Annotated in this window: 21 protein-coding genes and 1 tRNA gene; 7 read left to right on the forward strand and 15 right to left on the reverse strand. The window is 73.4% G+C overall.

The window, feature by feature from the left end:
- Positions 1 to 176 precede the first annotated feature (176 nt).
- Entirely contained in the window at positions 177 to 581 is a 405-nt protein-coding gene (locus tag NI26_RS12450; protein ID WP_066655858.1) for a hypothetical protein, read from the forward strand.
- 201 nt (positions 582 to 782) lie between these two features.
- On the opposite strand, the gene NI26_RS12455 is transcribed toward NI26_RS12450, so the two are convergent.
- The 5 genes from NI26_RS12455 to NI26_RS12475 all read right to left on the reverse strand — a co-directional run bounded on the left by NI26_RS12455 (position 783) and on the right by NI26_RS12475 (position 4,206).
- Positions 783 to 1,310, reverse strand: a complete 528-nt coding sequence (locus NI26_RS12455; protein WP_066655866.1) for a GNAT family N-acetyltransferase — start codon at positions 1,308 to 1,310, stop codon at positions 783 to 785.
- A 3-nt stretch (positions 1,311 to 1,313) separates the two neighbouring features.
- Positions 1,314 to 1,398: transfer RNA gene (locus NI26_RS12460), tRNA-Ser, on the reverse strand.
- A 62-nt stretch (positions 1,399 to 1,460) separates the two neighbouring features.
- The gene (locus tag NI26_RS12465; protein ID WP_081985027.1) at positions 1,461 to 2,405 is read right to left on the reverse strand and encodes an HAD family hydrolase; all 945 of its coding nucleotides are present in this window, start codon (positions 2,403 to 2,405) and stop codon (positions 1,461 to 1,463) included.
- Positions 2,402 to 3,670: a serine--tRNA ligase gene (serS, locus tag NI26_RS12470; RefSeq protein WP_066655869.1), complete on the reverse strand. Its 1,269-nt coding sequence runs from the start codon at positions 3,668 to 3,670 to the stop codon at positions 2,402 to 2,404. The genes NI26_RS12465 and serS overlap by 4 nt, the downstream gene beginning before the upstream one ends.
- 74 nt (positions 3,671 to 3,744) lie before the next feature.
- Positions 3,745 to 4,206 (reverse strand): MarR family winged helix-turn-helix transcriptional regulator, encoded by a 462-nt coding sequence (locus NI26_RS12475; protein WP_144411359.1) that lies wholly within the window; start codon positions 4,204 to 4,206, stop codon positions 3,745 to 3,747.
- A 60-nt stretch (positions 4,207 to 4,266) separates the two neighbouring features.
- Between NI26_RS12475 and NI26_RS12480 the strand changes: the two genes are divergently transcribed.
- Positions 4,267 to 4,632, forward strand: coding sequence for a VOC family protein (locus NI26_RS12480; protein ID WP_066655875.1), 366 nt, complete (start codon positions 4,267 to 4,269; stop codon positions 4,630 to 4,632).
- A 181-nt stretch (positions 4,633 to 4,813) separates the two neighbouring features.
- A complete protein-coding gene (locus NI26_RS12485) occupies positions 4,814 to 5,896 on the forward strand; it encodes a diacylglycerol/lipid kinase family protein (RefSeq protein WP_066658581.1) in 1,083 nt (360 codons plus the stop codon).
- 176 nt (positions 5,897 to 6,072) lie between these two features.
- Here NI26_RS12485 and pheA read toward each other — a convergent pair whose 3' ends face one another.
- The 4 genes from pheA to NI26_RS12505 form a co-directional block, all read right to left on the reverse strand.
- Positions 6,073 to 7,041, reverse strand: a complete 969-nt coding sequence (gene pheA, locus NI26_RS12490) for a prephenate dehydratase (RefSeq protein ID WP_066655878.1) — start codon at positions 7,039 to 7,041, stop codon at positions 6,073 to 6,075.
- A gap of 114 nt (positions 7,042 to 7,155) precedes the next feature.
- The gene (locus NI26_RS17320; RefSeq protein WP_081985029.1) at positions 7,156 to 8,181 is read right to left on the reverse strand and encodes a GNAT family N-acetyltransferase; all 1,026 of its coding nucleotides are present in this window, start codon (positions 8,179 to 8,181) and stop codon (positions 7,156 to 7,158) included.
- Positions 8,182 to 8,190: 9 nt separating this feature from the next.
- Positions 8,191 to 8,646: a hypothetical protein gene (locus NI26_RS12500; RefSeq protein ID WP_144411360.1), complete on the reverse strand. Its 456-nt coding sequence runs from the start codon at positions 8,644 to 8,646 to the stop codon at positions 8,191 to 8,193.
- A complete protein-coding gene (locus tag NI26_RS12505) occupies positions 8,643 to 10,100 on the reverse strand; it encodes a molybdopterin-dependent oxidoreductase (RefSeq protein WP_235426363.1) in 1,458 nt (485 codons plus the stop codon). Before NI26_RS12505 ends, NI26_RS12500 begins: the two co-directional genes overlap by 4 nt.
- A 21-nt stretch (positions 10,101 to 10,121) precedes the next feature.
- Between NI26_RS12505 and NI26_RS12510 the strand changes: the two genes are divergently transcribed.
- The 3 genes from NI26_RS12510 to NI26_RS12520 are packed head-to-tail and all read left to right on the forward strand — an operon-like array spanning position 10,122 to position 12,912.
- A complete protein-coding gene (locus NI26_RS12510) occupies positions 10,122 to 11,579 on the forward strand; it encodes a glycosyltransferase family 87 protein (protein WP_066655885.1) in 1,458 nt (485 codons plus the stop codon).
- Positions 11,580 to 11,589: 10 nt separating this feature from the next.
- Positions 11,590 to 12,669 carry a GTP 3',8-cyclase MoaA gene (gene moaA, locus NI26_RS12515; protein WP_066655888.1) on the forward strand — a complete coding sequence of 360 codons (1,080 nt, stop codon included), beginning with the start codon at positions 11,590 to 11,592 and terminating at the stop codon, positions 12,667 to 12,669.
- 12 nt (positions 12,670 to 12,681) lie between these two features.
- Positions 12,682 to 12,912: a MoaD/ThiS family protein gene (locus NI26_RS12520; protein WP_144411462.1), complete on the forward strand. Its 231-nt coding sequence runs from the start codon at positions 12,682 to 12,684 to the stop codon at positions 12,910 to 12,912.
- 7 nt (positions 12,913 to 12,919) lie between these two features.
- On the opposite strand, the gene NI26_RS12525 is transcribed toward NI26_RS12520, so the two are convergent.
- The 5 genes from NI26_RS12525 to NI26_RS12545 are packed head-to-tail and all read right to left on the reverse strand — an operon-like array spanning position 12,920 to position 17,183.
- Entirely contained in the window at positions 12,920 to 13,942 is a 1,023-nt protein-coding gene (locus tag NI26_RS12525; RefSeq protein WP_200884107.1) for an ABC transporter ATP-binding protein, read from the reverse strand.
- Positions 13,939 to 14,748 (reverse strand): ABC transporter permease, encoded by an 810-nt coding sequence (locus NI26_RS12530; protein WP_066658583.1) that lies wholly within the window; start codon positions 14,746 to 14,748, stop codon positions 13,939 to 13,941. The genes NI26_RS12525 and NI26_RS12530 overlap by 4 nt, the downstream gene beginning before the upstream one ends.
- A 32-nt stretch (positions 14,749 to 14,780) precedes the next feature.
- Complete coding sequence (gene modA / locus NI26_RS12535) at positions 14,781 to 15,614, reverse strand: molybdate ABC transporter substrate-binding protein (protein WP_200884108.1); 834 nt, start codon at positions 15,612 to 15,614, stop codon at positions 14,781 to 14,783.
- 25 nt (positions 15,615 to 15,639) lie between these two features.
- The gene (locus NI26_RS12540; protein WP_066655892.1) at positions 15,640 to 16,773 is read right to left on the reverse strand and encodes a HesA/MoeB/ThiF family protein; all 1,134 of its coding nucleotides are present in this window, start codon (positions 16,771 to 16,773) and stop codon (positions 15,640 to 15,642) included.
- Complete coding sequence (locus NI26_RS12545) at positions 16,770 to 17,183, reverse strand: TOBE domain-containing protein (protein ID WP_066655894.1); 414 nt, start codon at positions 17,181 to 17,183, stop codon at positions 16,770 to 16,772. Before NI26_RS12545 ends, NI26_RS12540 begins: the two co-directional genes overlap by 4 nt.
- A 90-nt stretch (positions 17,184 to 17,273) precedes the next feature.
- Here NI26_RS12545 and NI26_RS12550 point away from each other — a divergent pair, with 90 nt between their 5' ends.
- Positions 17,274 to 18,932, forward strand: a complete 1,659-nt coding sequence (locus NI26_RS12550) for a glycosyltransferase family 39 protein (protein ID WP_066655896.1) — start codon at positions 17,274 to 17,276, stop codon at positions 18,930 to 18,932.
- 52 nt (positions 18,933 to 18,984) lie between these two features.
- On the opposite strand, the gene NI26_RS12555 is transcribed toward NI26_RS12550, so the two are convergent.
- Entirely contained in the window at positions 18,985 to 19,917 is a 933-nt protein-coding gene (locus NI26_RS12555) for a 4-(cytidine 5'-diphospho)-2-C-methyl-D-erythritol kinase (protein ID WP_066655898.1), read from the reverse strand.
- Positions 19,918 to 19,951: the final 34 nt, after the last annotated feature.

Consider the following 19,951-nt stretch of genomic DNA (forward strand, 5'->3'; position numbering starts at 1 on the left):
GCGGGATCGTGGTTCGACGGCGGGATCGTGGTTCGACGTGCGCGCGCACAACCGGGAGCACGTCGCGCCACGTCGTTCCACGGCGCGACGTGCTCCCCGTTGTGCAGCGTGCAGCGCGAGGCGTGCGGCGTGCAGCGTGCAGCGTGCGGCGCGAGGCGGCGCGCTAGGCTGCCCCGATGACAGCGGGGGCGACGGTCGGTACGGACGAACGGTCGGGGTGGACGCGACCGGGCTGGGTCGCGCTCTACTGGGCGACCGTGGGGCTCGGCGTCCTCGGCGGGGCCTGCTCGTGGCTGTGGCTGTTCCTGGCATCGGAGGAGGCCACCCGCGGCGCGACCCCCGACCGATTGGGAGCGAACCCCGGCATCCCCCTCGGACTCGTCGGACTCGTCGTCGGCCACGTGGTGGGGTTCCTCCTGCTGCTGATGGTGGCGCGCCTCGCTCGCCACGGCGGGGCGTCGGCGGCGCGGTTCGCGGTCCTCGGGCTCGTGATCGGCTCCGGGGTCGGGCTCGCGTGCTCGCTCGCACTCACCGGCGGTGCGCTCGTCGTGCCGTGGCCGGACGCCCCGTACACCCCCTGACGACCGCGCACTGGCTCGACGTCGGGGTCGTGGTTCGACACGCCCGCGCACAACGGGGAGCACGTCGCGCCACGTCGTTCCACGGCGCGAGGTGCTCCGCGTTGTGCAGCGGGCAGCGGGCAGCGGGCAGCGGGCAGCGGGCAGCGAGCAGCGAGCAGCGGGCAGCGGGCACCGCGCGCGTTCGGCTCGGGCGTCCGCGCGTCAGGCGTCCGGCGCGAGCACCTGGAACATGACGTGGTCGCGCCACTCGCCGGCGATCCGGATGTACTTCGGCGCGAACCCGTACCGCTCGAAGCCGTTCCGCTCGAGCGCCCGCTGCGAGCCGGTGTTCTCCGGGAGGGTCTCTGCCTGGACCCGGTGCAGCCCGAGCTCCCGGAACGCGTGGTCCACCGCGAGCCCGACCGCACGGGTCGCGTGCCCCTGCCGCGTTCGGTCGGCACGGATCCAGTACCCGAGCGCACACGACTGCAGGGCGCCACGGGTCACACCGCTCAGGGTGATCCGTCCGAGCAACTCGTCGTCATCTCCCACGATCACGAAGGGCACCGAGCCGTTCTGCGCGGCGGCGAGCAGGACACCGATGGTCGCGCGCTGCCCGGCCTCGGTGAAGTAGCTGTCCGGCCGCGTCGGCTCGAACGGTCGCAGGTGATCGGCGCTCGCGCGGACGATCGCGGCGAGCTCGGCTGCATCGGACAGCTCGATCAGTCGGAGGCGGGTCCCGGTGCTCATGTGCGGAGGGTGTGGGATTCGAACCCACGAGACATTGCTGCCCACCTGTTTTCAAGACAGGCTCCATCGGCCGCTCGGACAACCCTCCGTGACGCGACCACGTGGCGAGACGTGATCGCGTCCCGGGCAGTCTAGCGAACCTGCCGTCCGTCAGCGCGGCAGCGCGTCGAGTGCCGCGGCGAGCCCGTCGTCGGTGACCCCGCCGGTCAGCTCGTTGCCCGCGTCGACGACGTCGTCCGGGGCCTGCCCCATGACGACTCCGCGGCCCGAGGTCGACGCCCAGCGCAGCATGTCGATGTCGTTCCGCCCGTCACCCGCCGCCATGACGCGGGAGCGTGGGATGTCGAGCCACTCGCGGACGCGCTCCATCGCGGTGGCCTTCGTCACGCCCTCGGGAGCGATGTCGAGCCAGGACGTCCAGCCGACCGAGTACGACACCTTCTGCAGCCCCATGCGCTCGACGACCTGCAGGAAGTCCTCGGTGTCGTGTCCCGGCGAGATGACGACGACGCGGGTGGCCTCGGTCCCGAGCAACTGCTCGAACGGCACGTGCTCGCCGGCGACGGTCATCGTGTCGTCCGGGAAGTTGCCGGAGAGCAGGAAGTGGCCGGTCTCGTCCTCGACGCCGAACGCCGCGTTCGCGAGCGCACCGTGGATGACCTGCAGGACCTCGGTCGGGTCGAACCGCTCGACGTGGACCCGGCGGTAGGACCCGTCGTCCTGACGGGCGAGGGTCAGCGCACCGTTGGCGCACACGACGTACTTCGACCGGAGCCCCAGGCGTTCGAGCAGCGGGATCGTCATGCCCTCGCTGCGTCCGGTGGAGAGCATGACCTCGTGCCCGGCGGCCTCGGCGTCGCGGACGGCGTCGATCACCGTGTCCGTGATGACACCGTCCTCGCGCATCGTCGTGCCGTCCACGTCGAGCGCGACGAGCCAGCGCTTCGTCCGCGGAGAAGTGGCAGCACCACCGGCAGCACCACCGGTGGCACCAGCGACAGCGCCGCCGGCAGCGACCGAGCCCGAGCCGGACGCACCGGCGCCGGAGCCGCCGCCCTGCGCCGACCCGTCGACGAACCGCTCGTGCGCGCTCATCGGGGCTCGATGACCTCGACGCCGCCCAGGTACGGCCGCAGCACCTCGGGCACGACCACCGACCCGTCGGCCTGCTGGTGGGTCTCGAGGATCGCGACGATCCAGCGGGTGGTCGCGAGCGTGCCGTTCAGCGTGGCGACCGGCGCCGTCTTCCCGGTCGACGTGCGGTAGCGGGTGTCGAGGCGACGGGCCTGGAACGTCGTGCAGTTCGAGGTCGACGTGAGCTCGCGGAAGGTGCCCTGCGTCGGGACCCACGCCTCGATGTCGTACTTGCGTGCGGCGCTCGTGCCGAGGTCACCGCCGGCGACGTCGATCACGCGGTAGTGCAGGCCGAGGTCCTGCATCATCGACTCCTGCATCGCGACCAGGCGCTGGTGCTCCGCCTCGGCCTGCTCCGGGAGCACGTACGAGAACATCTCGAGCTTGTTGAACTGGTGCACGCGGAGGATGCCCCGGTTGTCCTTGCCCGCGGACCCGGCCTCGCGCCGGTAGCAGGTCGACCAGCCGGCGTAGCGGATCGGGTCGCCCGACTCCGGGAACGACAGGATCTCGTCGGCGTGGAACCCGGCGAGGGCGACCTCGCTCGTGCCGGTCAGGTAGAGGTCGTCGGCCTCGAGCCGGTAGACCTCGGCCGCGTGCTCGCCGAGGAACCCGGTGCCCGCCATCGTCTCCGGACGCACGAGCGTCGGCGTGATGAGCGGCTCGAACCCGTGCTCCACGGCGCGGTCGAGCCCGAGGTGCATGAGAGCGATCTCGAGCCGGGCGCCCAGGCCGCGGAGGAAGTAGAAGCGCGATCCGGAGACCTTCACGCCGCGCGGGATGTCGATGATGCCGAGGTGCTCGCCGAGGTCGGCGTGGTCCTTCGGCTCGAAGGCGAACTCGGGCTTCGTGCCGACGGTGCGCAGCGTGACGAAGTCGTCCTCGCCGCCCTTCGGCACGTCCGGCAGCACGACGTTCGGGATCGTACCGACCACACGGTCGAAGGTCTCCTCGGCTGCGGTGACCTCGGCCTGGGCCTCCTTCACGCGTGCGGCGAGCGCCTGCGCCTGCTGCACGAGCGCGGGCTTCTCGTCCTTCGGGGCCTTCGCGACGGTCTTGCCGAACGCGTTCTGCTCGGCGCGCAGCGCCTCGAACGACGTGATCGCAGCGCGGCGGGCGGTGTCGGCGGACACCGCGTCGTCGACGACGGAGACGGAGGCGCCGCGCGCCTCCTGCGAGGCCTTGATGAGGTCAGGGTTGTCGCGCAGGAGCTGCAGATCGATCACCGGATCATCCTAGAGGGAGCGTGTGACCGCCGGACGGGAGGCCCGTGGCGGCCCCGCCACGGGCCTCCCGTCCGTCAGTCGGTCGCGGCACCCGACGGGACGTCACGCAGGGCGGCGACCATCCCGCGCAGCAGGCGGAAGGCCGCTGCGCGGCCCGCCTCGTCGAGGTCCCGGGTCATCCGGAGCTCGACCTGCCGGACCGCCGCACTCGCCGCCTCGCGCTGTCGTCGTCCGGCTGCGGTGAGCGTGGTGGGGAGCACCTTGCCCGTGGTCGGGGTGGCCGGCCGGGTGACGATGCCGTCGCGCTCGAGCTGCTGCAGGAGCGTGTTCATCGACTGCCGGGTGACGAAGGTGCCGCGCGCGAGGTCGGAGTTCGACATGCCGGGGCGCTGGGCGAGCAGTTCGAGGCACGAGTAGTGCGTGACCGTCATGCCGAGGGGACGGAGGGCGTCCTCCATGGCGGCACGCAGGGCACTGGCGGCCTCCTTCAGGACGTAGCCGACCGAGCTGTCGAGGTCGATCCGCGCTTGACGCATGTCAGAAGTCTGACACATACTGCTCGTGTCAGGCATCTGACACAGACGAAGGAGCACACCATGCCCGCCACCGGGATCGACTTCACCTCGCTGCAGGTCCGCGACCTCGACGCCTCGCAGGCGTTCTACGAGCGGTACCTCGGACTCGTCCGCTCCCCCGCCGGCCCGCCGCACGCCGTGGTCTTCCAGACCGAGCCGATCGCGTTCGCGCTCCGCGACCTCGTACCCGGGACGGACCTGTCCGCCGGGCAGCCCGCGCTCGGCGTCGCACTGTGGTTCCACGCGACCGACGTCCAGGCGATCCACGACGCGCTCGTCGCCGACGGGCACACGATCGTGACCCCGCCGTTCGACGGCCCGTTCGGTCGGACGTTCACCTTCGCGGACCCGGACGGCTACCCGGTCACGCTGCACGACCGGCGCTGAGCCGGACGGGCGGGTCGCCGACGCGGGCGGGTCGCCGACGCGGGCGGTCGCGCCGACCCGGACGGGCCGGTCGGCGACGCGCGCGGTCGTGCGCCGGTACGGCCGGTCGGGTCGCCGACCCGGGCGGTCGCGCGCCGACCCGGCCGGTCGCTCGCAGGCGTCCGTCGGTAACGTCGGCAGCATGTCGACACCATCGGAGACCGCGCCCGCGGGCCAGGACGCCCTCCCCACCGAGCAGAAGACGGCCGCGGTCGTCTACAACCCGGTGAAGGTGGACCTCGAGACCCTGCAGCGCACCGTCGCGGAGCACGAGCAGGAGGCCGGCTGGGCCGAGACCCTCTGGTTCGAGACCTCGGAGGAGGACCCGGGCGGCGGCATGGCGAAGGCCGCGCTCGACGCCGGAGCCGACGTCGTCGCAGCGGCCGGCGGTGACGGCACCGTCCGTGCCGTGGCCGAGATCGTGCACGGGTCCGACGCCGTGCTCGCCCTGCTGCCGAGCGGCACCGGCAACCTGCTCGCCCGGAACATCCCGGCGCCGATCGACGACCTCGGTGCGAGCGTCCGGACGATCTTCCGCGGCGAGGACCGCCCGATCGACTTCGGTGAGCTCGAGGTCGAGCGCGAGGGCGGTGAGCGCGAGCAGTTCGGCTTCGTCGTCATGGCCGGGCTCGGGCTCGACGCCCGGATGCTCGCCAACACGAACGACGACCTGAAGAAGAAGGTCGGCTGGCTCGCCTACGTCGACTCGCTCTTCCGGTCGCTCCGCGACGCCGACGCCTTCGAGTTCCGGTACCGGCTCGACGGCGAGGGCAACCAGTCCGTGCGCGCGCACTCGCTCATCGTCGGGAACTGCGGGATGCTGCAGGCCGGCGCGACGCTCCTGCCGGACGCCGAGATCGACGACGGTGTGTTCGACATCGTCGTGATGCGGCCCCGCGGGTTCTTCGGGTGGGTCCGGATCGGCGCCCGGGTGTTCTGGGAGAACGCGATCCTGCGCTCGTTCCGCCGCTCGAAGATCGGGCAGACCCAGGTCGGCAAGCGCATCGCCACCGCGGCCCGCGACGAACGACCGCTGCGCTACATCCGCGGTCAGGAGTTCGTGGCGCGGCTCGAGCGTCCGGACGAGTTCGAGATCGACGGCGACCCGGTCGGCGAGGTCGTGGCGTTCAAGGCGCGCATCGACACCGGTGGGCTGCGGGTGCGCGTCGCCGGACCGCAGGACCAGACCCGCAACACGCGCCGGGTCGAGAACGCCCACAGCTGACGCGGGCCCCCTTCCGGCGGGAGTGCGCCTGCTGGGACGGAGAGCGGCCCGCACAACCGGAGGCACGTCGAACCACCGAAGAGCGTGGTGCGACGTGCCTCCGGTTGTTCGGCGGCACGTCGCGCCACTGCCGGACCAGCCGCTCCGCCGGGTCTCCGCCAGGCTCGGGCTCGGGCTCAGCCGGCCTCGGGCTCGACCTCGGGCTCGCCGGAGACGATCGCGCGGAGCCAGTCCCGCGCCTCGACGAACGCCTCGTCCGAGTAGCGCGCGGAGACCTCCGGGCGGAAGCCGTCGGCGCGCGGGTACGACCCGAGGAACGTCACGCGGGGGCTGAACCGGCGCAGGCCGAGCAGGGCGTCGGCCACCCGCTCGTCGTGCACGTGTCCGTCGAGGTCGATCACGAACCGGTAGCGCCCGAGCTCGTCGCCGATCGGCCGCGAGGACAGCAGCCCCATGTTGATGCCCCGCGTCGCGAACTGCTCGAGCATGTCGACCAGGGCGCCGGGGTGCTCGCTCGGCAGCTCGACGATGACGCTCGTCTTGTCCGCTCCCGTGCGCTCCGGGATCGCGAGCGTGCGTGACACGAGCACGAAGCGGGTGACCGCCGAGGCGTTGTCGCCGATGGACGACGCGAGCACCGCCAGGTCGTGGTGGTCGGTGATCCCCGGCGGGGCCACGGCGGCGTCCGCGACGGGGTGCTCGTCGAGCAGCGCGGTCGCGGCGGCGACGTTCGACGACGCCGGGATGTGGCCGTGGCCGCGCAGGTTGGTCTCGAGCCAGCGGTGCGTCTGCGCGTACGCGACCGGGTGCGCGTTCACGGTCCGCACGTCCGACAGGGCGGTGCCGTGCCGGGCCACGAGCACGAAGTCGACGGGCACGAGGTACTCGCCCACGATCCGCACGCCGGGGATCCGCGCCAGGGCGTCCTGCGTGGCGCTGACGCCGCCGTCGACGCTGTTCTCGATCGCGATCACCGCTCCGACCGACCGTCCCGTCACGACGTCGTCGAGCGCCTCGCCGACGTTGTTCACGCTGCGCCAGGGCTTGCCGGCGGCGGCCTCGACGAGCTTGAGTGCCGCCTCGGTGAACGTGCCGGCGGGTCCGAGGTAGGAGTACGTGTCGGACGGCGTGGCACGGTCGGTCATGCGCCAGATCCTACTGGTGTACCAGTCACCCGCGACGCGAGCAGACCGACCAGACCGACCGAACCGACCAGGCCGACCGAACCGACCAGGCCGACCAGGGCGCCGGCCCGGACGTCAGGACCGGACGAGCATCGTGTCCGAGTCCCCGTTCCGCCCGACCGTCCGGAACCCGGCCCGCTCGTACGCGATCCGCGCCCCGGTGTTGCCGTCCTCGACGCTCAGGCTGACACCCGGCCAGCCCGCGGCCCGGCCGGCGTCGAGCAACCGCGCGAGCAGCGCCGTGCCGATCCCCCGACCCCGCCCGCGCGCCTCGACGGCCATCGTGAGTTCCGGGACGTCCTCGGCCACGAACCCGTACCCGGGGTCGTCCGCCGGCAGGAACCGCGCCCACGCCACCCCGACCGGTCCCTCGCCGTCCACCGCCACGACGCCGTGGTCGCGGGCGGGGTCGAAACCGACGAAGTAGTGCGCGAACTCGGGGCGGTCGAGGTCGGCGTCCACGGAGGACGGGGCCTTCCAGTTCATCGCCGCGAGCGTCGCGTGCCGGAGCAGCCCGGTGTCGTCCGCAGTCGCGTCCCGGAAGAGCACGCCCGCCGGTGCCGCAGGCGACGCACCCGTCAGACGCTCCTCGCACAGCACCTCGCCGTCGGACCGCGGGTAGGTCAGCGCCGCGAACCGCCCCTCGGGGTCGAGCCGCCCGAGCAGCGCCCGCGTGATGCCGTCGAGCTGCCGGACCTGCTCGTCGCTCAGCGCGTCGATGACGAAGCGTCGGGCGGTCCGGACGTGGTCGGGCGCCGCCGCGACGATGGCCGCGAACCCGTCGTCGGTCAGTCGGACGTCGGTGGCTCGGCGGTCGTCGACCGAGGGGCACCGGGTGACGAGCCCGCGCTTCTCGAGCCGCGACACCACGTGCGACAGGCGCGGCAGGGACGCGTTCGTCGCCGCGGCGAGCGCCGACATCCGGAGCGTGCGCGACTCGGTCTCCGACAGCATCGCGACGACCATGTAGTCGAAGTGGGTCAGATCGGCGTCCCGCTGGAGCTGCTGGTCGAGCGCGGCCGGGAGGAGTTCCATGACGGCGACCAGCTTCATCCACGCGCGGAGCTGGTCGCGCGTGAGCCAGGGCGTCTCGTCCGTCATGCACTCATGCTAGCCATTGGTTGTCGATGCAACCAGTGGTCGCGGGGATCGTCGGGCACGGACGACGCCCACCACGAGTGCCACCACGACGACCGCGAGCAGCAGCCCCTCGACGACGAGCAACCGCGTGGTGTAGTCGAACGGCAGCACGGTCGGGTTCTTCTGTCCGTGCTGCTTCGCGGCGATCTCCGGGAGCACCACCAGGGCGAGCACGCTCCCGAGCACCACCGCGGTCTGCACGACGACGAGCACCCCGGCGCCGAGCGTCCTGCCGGTCCGACGGAGCAGGAGTCCCGCTCCGACCACGAACGGCGACAGCACGACGTCGTGCAGCACGACCGCGCCGAGCAGCCACGTCGCCAGGCCCCAGATGCGGTTCGGTCGGACGGTCGTGACGAGCACGTACGCACCGAACGCCATCACGAGCACGCCCACGACGACGAGCACGATCCTCGCGGCCCTCATCGGATCACCTCGATCTTCCCGATCCACTTCGTCTGCAGCACGCCGGGTCGTCCCGGCGCGATGACCCGGGCGGGGAACCCGTGGTCCAGGTCGAGCGTCTTCCCGTTCACCTCGAGCGCGAGGAGCGTCGTCGGGTCGGACGCGTACTCCGGGCCCATCTCGGTGACCCGGTACCCGCCGCTCTTCTCGAGGCTCGTGATCCGCAGCGCCGACACCGGGTCGGCCTGCACGGAGGCGAGCAGGTCCCGCATCCGGACACCCCGCCACGACGCCACCTGGCTCCACCCCTCGACGCACGAGATCGGCAGGTCCGCGGTGGCGGTGCCGAGCGCGACGAGCTCGGCGCGGGAGAACGTCCGCGTGACGTCCGGACCGACGACGGTCAGCGTCCAGTCCGCCGCGGTCGCGGTCGCCAGCACGCCGGCGGCGCGAGCGGTGCGGTTGACGGGAAGGTCGTCCGGGCCGATGTACCGCTGGCGGGCACCGAAGACGTTGAGCGGTTCGAGGAGCCGGTTCGACTGTCCCGCGGTGAGCGCGACGACGCCGACGGTCGCCGCCGTCACACCCGCCACGAACCCGCGGCGGGCGATCCGCTGACGGGGTCCGGGGAGCGCGTCGTCATGCTCCGGCCGGGAGGCGCGACCCGCCTCCGCCCCGCCGGCACCGTCCCCGAGACTCGGCTCCGCGGACGTGTTCGCGGTCCCGAGACCGCGAACCTGTCCGCCAGGGCGAGTCTCGGCAGCGCCCGCCGGCGCAGCCGGCGCAGCCGCGCCGTCCACCCACCGCAGCAGGCGGCCGGTCAGGCCACGGGGGTAAGCCCCGGCCGTCTGCTCGGCCGCGGGGCGTCCACCCACGGCGGGGCGGGCCTCCCGGCCGTCCGGCAGCAGCTCGCTGCCCACCGTCGGGTCCGCGACGAACCGACCCTCGGCGTCGTAGGCGTCCCGCGCCCGCCAGTAGCGCACGATCACGGGCAGCTTCGACGCGATGTGCACGACGAGCGAACCGATGATCAGGTACGACATGGCGTAGTGGACCTGGCGGAACGGGAACGGCCACGGGTACCACTGGTACGTGTTCAGCAGGCCGGTGCCGACCTGCACGATCGACGCCGACACGAGCACCGCGATCGACAGCCGCTCGAGCAGGTGCAGGACCCCGCGCACCGGCGGGACCTGGGCCAGCGCGGGCATGACGACGTTCAGCTTGGCGAGCAGCAGCGGGATGATCGCGATGCCCGCGGTGATGTGCAGGCCCTGCGTGAACTGGTAGAGCTGCGTCGGCCGGGTCGGGAAGCGCATCCACGGCAGGGGGTCCTGCAGCAGGTGGCTGTAGACGCCGGTCCCGAAGCAGACGACGAACGCGATGCCGAGCAGGCGACCCCAGACGACGGCCGAGCGGGCGTTGCGGTTCGGGGACGCCATGGTCGCGCGTGCATCCAGCAGGACCCGGCGCACGATCGGTAGCCTCGGGGAACCATGAGCAGACGACCGCGCGCCGCCTCCGTCCCGACGACCGCGGTCGTGTCGACCGTCCTGTCCGTCGTCGGCGTGCTGGCGCTGGCGGGTGTCATCGCCTTCGGCATCACGCATCTGGGGTTCCTCCGTGCCGGTCATCGTGCACCATTCGTTGCCTGGACGCTCATCGCTTGGGCGGTCTTCGCGGGAGCAGTGGTCGCCGTGCGGTTCGTGCCCCGCGAGTGGACGACCCGGATCGTCCTCGGTGGGGCGGTCGTGGTCGGCATCGCGGCGCTCGTCGGCCCGCCGAACACCAGTACCGACTCTGCCCGGTACGCCTGGGACGGCATCGTGCAACACGCCGGCATTTCACCGTACGCCCACACGCCGCAGTCGAACGCGCTGGCCGACCTGCGCCCGGACTGGCTGTTCCCGGACAAGATCGACGGCACCTGCAAGCCGCTCGAGCCGCGGATGCGCGGGCTCGGCGACGGGGCCGACGGGCACTGCGTCGCCATCAACCGGCCGGACGTGACCACGATCTACCCGCCGATGGCGCAGCTGTGGTTCGCCGGTGTGCGCGCCTTCGTGCCCGCGACCGCGCAGTACATGCCGTTCCAGGTCGCGGGACTCCTCGTCTCCCTCGGCGTCACGATCGGTCTGGTCGCGGTGCTCCGTCGCGTCGGCCGCCCGACCTGGTGGGCCGCGCTGTGGGCCTGGTCGCCGCTCGTCGCGTCCGAGGCGGTCACGAACTCGCACGTCGACGTCGTCGGTGCCGCCCTCGCCACGGCGGGCGTCGTGCTCGTCGCCTTCGGTCGGCCGATCTGGGGCGGGATCGCCCTCGGTGCGGCGACGGCCACCAAGCTCATCCCGGCGATCGTCTACCCGCCCCTGCTCGGCCGGTGGCGGTACTGGTGGGCGGTCCCCGTCGGCATCGCCACGTTCGCGCTGCTCTACGTGCCCTACGTGCTCACGACCGGCGTGAAGGTCCTCGGGTACCTGCCCGGCTACCTGTCCGAGGAGGGCTACGAGGACGGCTCCCGGTTCGCCCTGGTCTCGTCCGTGATCGAGGGCGATGCGGCGACGATCGTCGTCGGGCTCGTGGTGCTCCTGGCCGCCGTGGTGTCCTGGCGCCTCGCGGACCCCGCACGGCCGTGGTCCGCCGAGGTGTTCATGATCGGTGTGACCTTCCTCGCCGTGACCCCGCGGTACCCCTGGTACGCGCTGCTCCTCATCCCCTTCGTGGTCCTCTCGGGTCGGTGGGAGTGGATGGCCCTGAACCTCGCCATCGCCCTGCGCGGGGTCTGGCCCTCGGCGCCCGCGTTCCGGTGGTGGCTCCTCGCCGCGGTGCTCGTGATCGTGGTCGTCACGCTCGTCCGCACCCGGCGCGAGGACTGGGTGCGCTGGGGACGACGACTCGACCCCCGTTGGTGGCGGTCCGTGGACCCCCGCACCCGCGACCGCATCGACGCGGGGTAGCATCACGGGGATGACGGCGCGGATCCTGCCCTCGACCGGCCTGCTGCGCCGGGTGCGCAGCGAGTCGCCGGCCATCCCTCCTCGACCCGTCGACGACCCCGGGCTCGTCGACCGGTTCGCCCGGCGCTCCGTCGACCTGCGGGTCTCGCTCACCGAGCGCTGCAACCTCCGTTGCACGTACTGCATGCCGGCGGAGGGGCTGCCCGTGATCCCGTCGGACGCACTCATGACGGCGGCGGAGATCGACCGTCTGGTCGGCCTCGCCGCCGGCACCCTCGGCGTGCGCAAGGTCCGCTTCACCGGTGGTGAGCCGCTCCTGCGCGCCGACCTCGTCGACATCGTCCGTCGGTGCTCGGCCCACGACGTCGAACTGTCGATCACCACGAACGCGATCGGCCTGGCGAACCGCGCGCAGGCCCTGGCGGACGCCGGACTGCGCCGCGTCAACGTCTCGCTCGACACCGTCGACCCGGACGTCTTCGCCGAGGTCACCCGGCGCCCGTTCCTCGACCGCGTGCTCGAGGGCATCGCCGCCGCGGCGGACGCAGGCCTCGGGGTCAAGGTCAACGCCGTGCTGCTCCGCGGGGTGAACGACCACCTCGCCGTCGACCTGCTCGCCTGGTGCCTCGAGCGCGGGCACGAGCTGCGCTTCATCGAGCAGATGCCGCTCGACCCCGGGCACGCCTGGGACGGCGCCACCATGGTCACGGCGGAGGAGACCCGCGCCCTGCTCGGCGAGCACTACCGCCTCGAGCCCGACGAGGCGCCGCGTGACGGCGCCCCCGCCGAGCGGTACCGCGTGTCGACGCTCGACGGCGAAGCGCTCGGCACCGTCGGTGTGATCGCGAGCATCACCGAGTCGTTCTGCGCCGACTGCACCCGCACGCGCCTGACCGCCGAGGGACACGTGCGCTCCTGCCTGTTCTCGGACGACGAGGTCGACCTGCTCGGCCCCCTGCGCGCCGGCGCCGACGACGACGTCCTGCTCGACACCTGGCGACGCGCGATGTGGGCGAAGCCGCGGGACCACGGCGACGACGCGGACGGGATCGTGCACCCGTCCCGCGGCATGAGTGCGATCGGAGGCTGACCGGTGACGACGATGCGGTTCTTCGCCGCGGCCCGCGCGGCCGTCGGCCAGGACGAGACCACGGTGGCCGCGACGACGCTCGATGCGGCACTGCGAGGTGTCACGGCGGCAGATCCGGACCGGTGGACGGCGTTGCAGGAGCGGTGCTCGTACCTCGTCGACGGGGTCACGACGCGCGACCGCTCGACGTCGCTCGACGGCGTCGCGAACGTCGACGTGATGCCCCCGTTCGCCGGCGGCTAGGCCACCGTCACGCGGGCGCGGCGACGCTGACCTCGTCCGGGTCGACAGCGACCCGCACGGCCACGCCCGGCTCCAGACCGAGGGCCGCGGCCGACGCGACGGTCACGTCGGCCACCAGGTCACCCGCGTGCACCCGCACCAGCCCGTCACGCGGTTCCACCGCGGTCACCGTCCGTGCCAGCCCCGGCCCGTCACGGCGCACGCGCGCCGCGGTCGGGTGCAGGGCCGCGACCGCGGGTCGGCCGGGAGGCACGGTGTGCGTCGCGGACGCCAGCTCACCGCCGCCGTCGAGCGCGATCCCGGTCGGTGTGGCCGTCCCGGGGACGAGCACCAGTCCGGAGAAGGACGCCGAGAACGGCGTGCGCGGTTGCCGGAGGACGGCCTCGGTGCGCCCCTCCTCGACGACGCGGCCGTCCTGCAGCACGACGACGCGGTCGGCGAGCGTGACGGCCTCGAGCGGGTCGTGCGTGACGAGGAGGGTCGGGCGTCCGCGCAGGGCGGCGCGCAGGGCCGCGCGGACCTCGGTGCGGGCGTCGACGTCGAGCGCCGTGGTCGGCTCGTCGAGCAGCAGCAGCGCGGGCTCCGTCGCGAGGGCACGGGCGACCGCGACACGCTGCGCCTGCCCGCCGGACAGCGTGGTCGGTGACCGGTCGGCGAGACCCGACGCACCGACGGCGGCGAGGGCCCTGGCGGCGCGGTGCCGTGCCTCCCGGCGGCCGGCCCCGGTGGCACGCGGACCGAACGCGACGTTGCCGACGACCGTGCGGTGGGCGAAGAGGTCCGGGCGCTGTGCGACCAGGCCGACCCGGCGGCGGTGCGTCGGCACGGACGTCAGGTCGCGGCCCGCGAGCACGACGCTGCCGTCGCGCGTGCGGAGGAGGCCGGCGAGGGCCTCGACGACGGTCGACTTGCCGGCGCCGTTCGGCCCGACCAGCGCGACGCACTCGTCGGGGCCGATGGTCAGGCGCACGTCGACGTCCCGCTCGGGCACGAGCACGTGCGCGACGAGCCCCGCTCCACCGCCCGTCACGTCGTCACCGGGCGGGTGCGCACCGTCGTCGTCCCGATCACGACGAGGGCGACCACGACGAGGACGAGCGCGAGCGCGACGGCGGTGTCCGGGTCGATCTCGCGCTGCAGGTAGACCTCGAGCGGGAGCGTCCGGGTGACCCCCTGCAGGCTGCCGGCGAAGGTGAGGGTGGCGCCGAACTCGCCGAGCGCCCGCGCCCCGCAGAGCACCAGGCCGGAGGTGATGCCCGGGAGCACGCGCGGCGTCGTGACGGTGAGGAACGTCCGGGTCGGTCCGGCGCCGAGCGTGGCGGCGACCCGTTCGGCGCGACCGCCGCCGGTGCGGAGCGAGCCCTCGATCGACGACACCAGGAACGGCATCGACACGAAGACCTGCGCCGTCACGACCGCCGTCGTGGTGAAGGCGATCCGGAGCCCGTGCTCGTCGAGGTACGCGCCGAGCACGCCGAGCCGCCCGAAGGCAGCGAGCAGGGCGAGACCGCCGACCACGGGCGGGAGCACGAGCGGCAGGAGGACGAGCGCACGGAGGACCCCGACCCAGCGGGAGGTCGAGCGGGCGAACAGCACCGCCAGCGGGTAGCCGAGGACGAACGCGACCCCGGTGGCGGCGGCCGCGGTGCCGAGGCTCAGCCCGAGCGCGGTGGTCGACGCGGGTGCCGTGACCAGGGCGACGAACGACGACCAGTCGACGCGACCGACCATCGCGGCCACGGGCACGACGACGAACAGTCCGCCGAGGACCGCGGGGACCGGGAGCCACCACGGCACGGGGGTCCGCTGGTGGCGCTGGGGCGGCCTGCTCGTCATCGTCCTGGTCGTCCGGTGCATCGCGGTCGTCGTCAGGGTGCGCCGAAGCCGGCGTCCGTGAGCACCTTGCGTCCGGCGTCGGAGCGGACGAACGCGGCGAACGACGCGGCGGTCTCCGGGTTCGCGGACTCCGTGAGGACACCGATCGGGTACGTGTTCACGGCCTCCGACGACTCCGCGAACTTGACGCCCTCGACCTTCCCCCCGGAGCCCTCGACGTCGGTGACGTAGACGAGCCCGGCGTCGGCCTGCCCGGACTCGACCTTGCCGAGGACGTCGGTGACCGACTGCTCCTCGCTCACCGGTCGGAGCTCGACGCCCGCGGCCCGCTCGACCTCCGCCGTCGCCGCACCGCACGGCACGGGGGCGGCGCAGGTGACGACCTGCAGGTCGGACGCGGTGAGGTCGCGGAGGTCCGCGACGCGCTCGGGGTTCCCGGGCGCGACGGCGATCTCGAGGGTGTTCGTCGCGAAGTCGCGGGGCCACCCCGTCGCCAGGTCGGTCGTCGCGAGCTTCGCCATGGTCGCCTCGTCGGCGGAGGCGAACACGTCGGCGGGGGCGCCGTTGCGGATCTGCGAGACGAGGTCGCTCGAACCGGCGAACGAGAACGTGACCGTGGTCCCCGGGTGCTGCTGCTCGTACTGCTCCCCGAGCTCCGTGAAGGTGCGCTGGAGCGAGGCGGCCGCGAAGACCGTGATCGACCCGGTCGGGCCCGTGCTGCCCGTGGCGGTGCCGCTCGCCGAGGTGCCCGTCGCCCTGCTCCCCGTTGCGCCGCCGGAGGCGGGCCGGGCCGTGCACGCGGCGAGGCTCGTCCCGACGACGACCACGAGCGCGATCGCGGCAGAGGTTCGCAGGAGCGTCTTCACGGGGCGATCCTAGCCGCACCTGCGGTCAGGAGGTGATCGGGTGGCCCTCCTGACCCCATGCGGTGATCCCGCCGTCGAGGACCGTGACGGACGACGCCCCCGCCGGACGGTCCGCGATGGCCTGTCGTGCCCAGGCGGTGGCGCGCTTCCCGGACGCGCACACGACGACCAGTTCGCCGACCGCCCCGGAGCCGCCGAGGTCGTCCGGGGTCCGCGAGCCCGGGATCACCCCGGTCGCGCGCTCCGCCTCGGTCCGGACGTCGACGAGGACGATCCGGTCGCCGGCGACGTCGGCCGCACCGTCGTCACCGAGTCGTCGTGCCAGCTCGGCGGGGGCGATCCGCGGCGGCTCCGCGACCGCCGACGGCGCGGGACGGACCGATCCCGGGCCGCGACGCAGGACGCTCTCGGTCCAGCGCCACCGACGGGCGTCCACCGTGAGCACCCGGCCGAGCAGCGGCTCGCCGAGCCCGGCGACCAGGGCGGTGACCTGCGCCGCCATCACCGCGCCCACCGCGCCGCACAGGGCGGGCAGCACGCCGTCCGCGGCGCAGGAGCCCTCGTCCGGCAGCGCCTCGGGGTGGAGGTCGTGGAAGTCGACCGGGTCGGCGGCGGCGTCGTGGAAGACCGAGACCTGTCCGTCGTAGCCGAGCGCGGTGCCCCAGACGAAGGGCACGCCCGCCGCGGCGCACGCGTCGGAGACGGCACGGGTGACCTCGACGCTGTCCGCCGCGTCGACCACCACGTCGTGGTCGGCGACGTGCTCGGGGCGGAAGCGCTCGGTCAGGGCGACGACCTCGACGACGGCGTCGACGCCGCGCACCCGGTCGGCTGCGCACGCCGCCTTCGAGCGCCCCACGTCGGCGGCAGCGAACAGCGTCTGTCGCGCCAGGTTCGACGTGTCCACCGTGTCGTGGTCGACGATCGTGATCCGGCCGAGCCCGGAGCCAGCCAGGTACGTCAGGACGGGTGCGCCGAGCCCGCCCGCTCCGACGACGAGGACCCGGGCGCCGGCGAGCGCGTCGAGCGCCACCTGCCCGGCACCGTCGAGCGCGGCCGTGCGCGAGGTGCTCCGCCGCCGGGCGGCGAGCGCTGCGGGGTCGGGCGTGGCTGGGTCGGACACGGCGGGGTCGGGCGTGGCGGGGTCGGGCGTGGTCACCGTGCGCGCTCCGGCTGCTCCGGCACCTCGACGGTGACCATCGTGGCCTTGACGGACGCGACCGCGACGGAACCGACCTCGAGCCCGAGGTCGCGGACGGCCTCGGCGGTCATCAGGGACACCACTCGGTTCGGGCCGGCCTGCAGCTCCACCTGGGCGACCACCCCCTCGACGACCAGGTCGGTGACGATGCCGACGAAGCGGTTCCGCGCCGAGCTGCGGACACCGGACGGGTCGTCGAGCCCGGCGTCACGACCGCGGACGTACGCGGCGAGGTCCCGCCCCTCGACCACCGTGCGGCCGGACGGGTCCTCGGAACGGGGCAGCGTGCCGGCGTCGACCAGGCGCCGGACGGTGTCGTCGCTGACGCCCAGGTACCGCGCGGCGTCTCGGATGCGGAGTGTCGTCATGGTGTCCGTGACCCTACGGCATGGCGAACTCTCACGGAGGGGACAGCGGTACGGGGCACGCGCCCAGCCGTGCGCGCTACCGTCGCGGGCGTGACTGCACCACAGACCGGCACCATCCACGTCCCCGCCTCCGCCGGGGTCGCGCCGGTCCGTACCCGCCTGCGGTCCGCGTCCACGGCCCTGCGTGTCGCAGCAGTCCGGACCCCCGAACTCACCGTGGGTGCGCTCGGCGTCGTCACGGGCGCGCTCTTCGCCTGGGTCCCCTCGCTCTGGTACGACGAGGCCGCGACGGTCACCAGCGCCACGCGCAGCTGGCCGCAGCTCTGGGCCGAACTCCACAACGTGGACGCCGTGCACGGCCTGTACTACGCACTCATCCACGCCTGGTTCTGGCTCGTGGGGTACACGCCGTTCACCCTCCGCTTCCCGAGCGCACTCGCCATCGGCGTCACCGCCGGGCTCGTCGTCGCACTCGGACGCCGCCTGGGTGGTCGTCGGCTCGGCATCGTCGCCGGTCTCGTGTTCCTCGCGATCCCCCGCGTGCAGTGGGCCGGGTCCGAGGGCCGCCCCTACGCGACCGTCACGACCCTGGCCGTCGCACTGACGCTCGTCGGCATCACGGCCGTCCGACGCACCCGGTCCGGGGCGACGAGGGCGTCGAGCATCCGCTGGTGGGTCGCCTACGGGCTGCTCGCGCTCCTGGCCGTCTGCTTCAACGTGTACCTCGCGCTCGCCGTGGTCGCACACGCGGCGGCCCTGGCCTGGACGTGGCTGGCCGAGCGCCGGTCGCGTACGTGGACCCGGCGGTCGGACGCCGGTGACCCGCTCGTGGGCCGTGTCGTCCTCGTCCGCTGGGTCGTCGCCGCCGCAGCTGCCGCGCTCCTCGCGTCGCCGCTCGTGCTCGAGGTCACGGAGCAGTCCAAGCAGGTCGCGTGGATCTCGGGCATCACGCAGCGCACCCCGCGCCAGGTGTTCGCCACCTCGTGGTTCGGCGGGATCGACTCGTACGCCGCGGTCGCGTGGACGCTCCTCGTCATCGGTGTCGTCGTGTCCCTGGTCGCCGCGCACCGCCGCGTCCCCACCGTCCGCGCGCTCCTCCGGGCACAGGCGGTCCGGATCGCCCTGCCGCTGGCACTGCTGCCGACCGGGGCACTGCTCGCCGCGACGGCACTCGGCAAGCACCTCTACTCCCCCAAGTACGCATCGCTGAGCATGCCGTTCGTCGCGCTCCTCATCGCGCTCGCGATCACCGCCCTGCGGCGGAAGGCCCTGATCGCCGCGCTGCTCGCGGTCTTCCTCGTCATCAGTGTCCCGAGCGCGATCGACGTCAAGACGCCCCGGTCGAAGCAGGAGTCGACCTGGGCGAACGCCGCGTCGATCATCGCCGCCGAGCGTGGGGCGAACACCGGCGCCAACGAGGGCGTCGTCTTCGGCAGCGTCTACGGGCACCCGACGTCCACCGCGGAGATCATCCGCGTCTCCTACCCCTGGGCGTTCACCGGGATGACCGACCTGGGCATCCGGAAGAACGGCGCCGAGACGGGCGTGCTCTGGAACGAGAACGGCGACCTGGCGTCGACGATCCCGGCACGCCTCGGTGACATCGACACCGTGTGGTTCGTCGGCGGCACCCCGAAGGCCCGCAACATCCAGCCGGAGACGACCGAGGTGCTCGCCGAGCACGGCTTCCACGTCGAGCAGAAGTGGCGGACCGGTCGGGTCGTCATCACGGAGTTCGTCCGCGACTGAGCCCCGACGGCACCGTAGGTCCGGTGGTCAGTCGGCACCGCGGGTCCGGTGGTCAGTGCACGACGCGGGCACCGTGCACCGGGCCGGTCGCCCGGAGCGCGACGAGCCCGGAGGCGCTGAGCTCGACCTGCACCTCGAGCGCAGCATCGCGGTCGGCGACCAGGAACGCGACCGTCGGGCCGCTCCCCGAGACGATGCCCGCGAGCGCGCCGGCCTTCTCCCCCACCTCGATCGTCGCCGCGAGCCCCGGCTGCAGCCGCATCGCGGGTGCTTGCAGGTCGTTGTGCAGGCAGTCCGCGAGCAGGTCCGCGTCGCCGGCACGGAGCGCCTGGAGCACGTTCGCCTCGACGACGGGGGTCGTGGGAGCCGGGCGGATGTCGGCCCGGTAGCGCTCCCGGTGCTCGTCGAGCGCCCGGTAGACAGCAGGGGTGGAGAGACCGTCCTCGCTGAGCGCGAGGACCCAGTGGAACTCCCCCTTGGCGAGCGCCGGGCTCAGCTCGTCACCGCGACCCGTCCCCACGGCGGTGCCGCCGGCGAAGGCGAACGGGACGTCCGCGCCGAGTCGGGCCGCGAGCCGCAGCAGCTCGTCCCGCCCGAGGGCGGTGCCCCAGAGGGTGTCGCACGCGAGCAGGGTCGCCGCGGCGTCGGCCGATCCCCCGCCCATCCCGCCGGCGACGGGGACCTGCTTGTCGATGGTGAGCCGGACGCCGCCCCGGTGCCCGGCGGCCTCGGCCACGAGACGCGCGGCGCGGATCGCCAGGTTCGAGTCGTCGGTCGGGACCGCACTGGTGTCGATCGGTCCCGTGAAGCGCACGGAGAAGTCGTCGGCCGCTTCCGCGGTGACGTCCTCGTACAGCGACACCGCCTGGTACGCGGTCGCCACGTCGTGGTAGCCGTCGTCCTGCAGCGCGCCGACGGACAGGAACACGTTGATCTTGCCGGGAGCGCGCACCCGCACGCGGGTCGGTGCGGCCAGCGAGGTCATGCGTCCAACCTATCCTCCCCGCGCCGGGCCGCGG

Source organism: Curtobacterium sp. MR_MD2014, assembly GCF_000772085.1.
Classification (GTDB): Bacteria; Actinomycetota; Actinomycetes; order Actinomycetales; family Microbacteriaceae; genus Curtobacterium.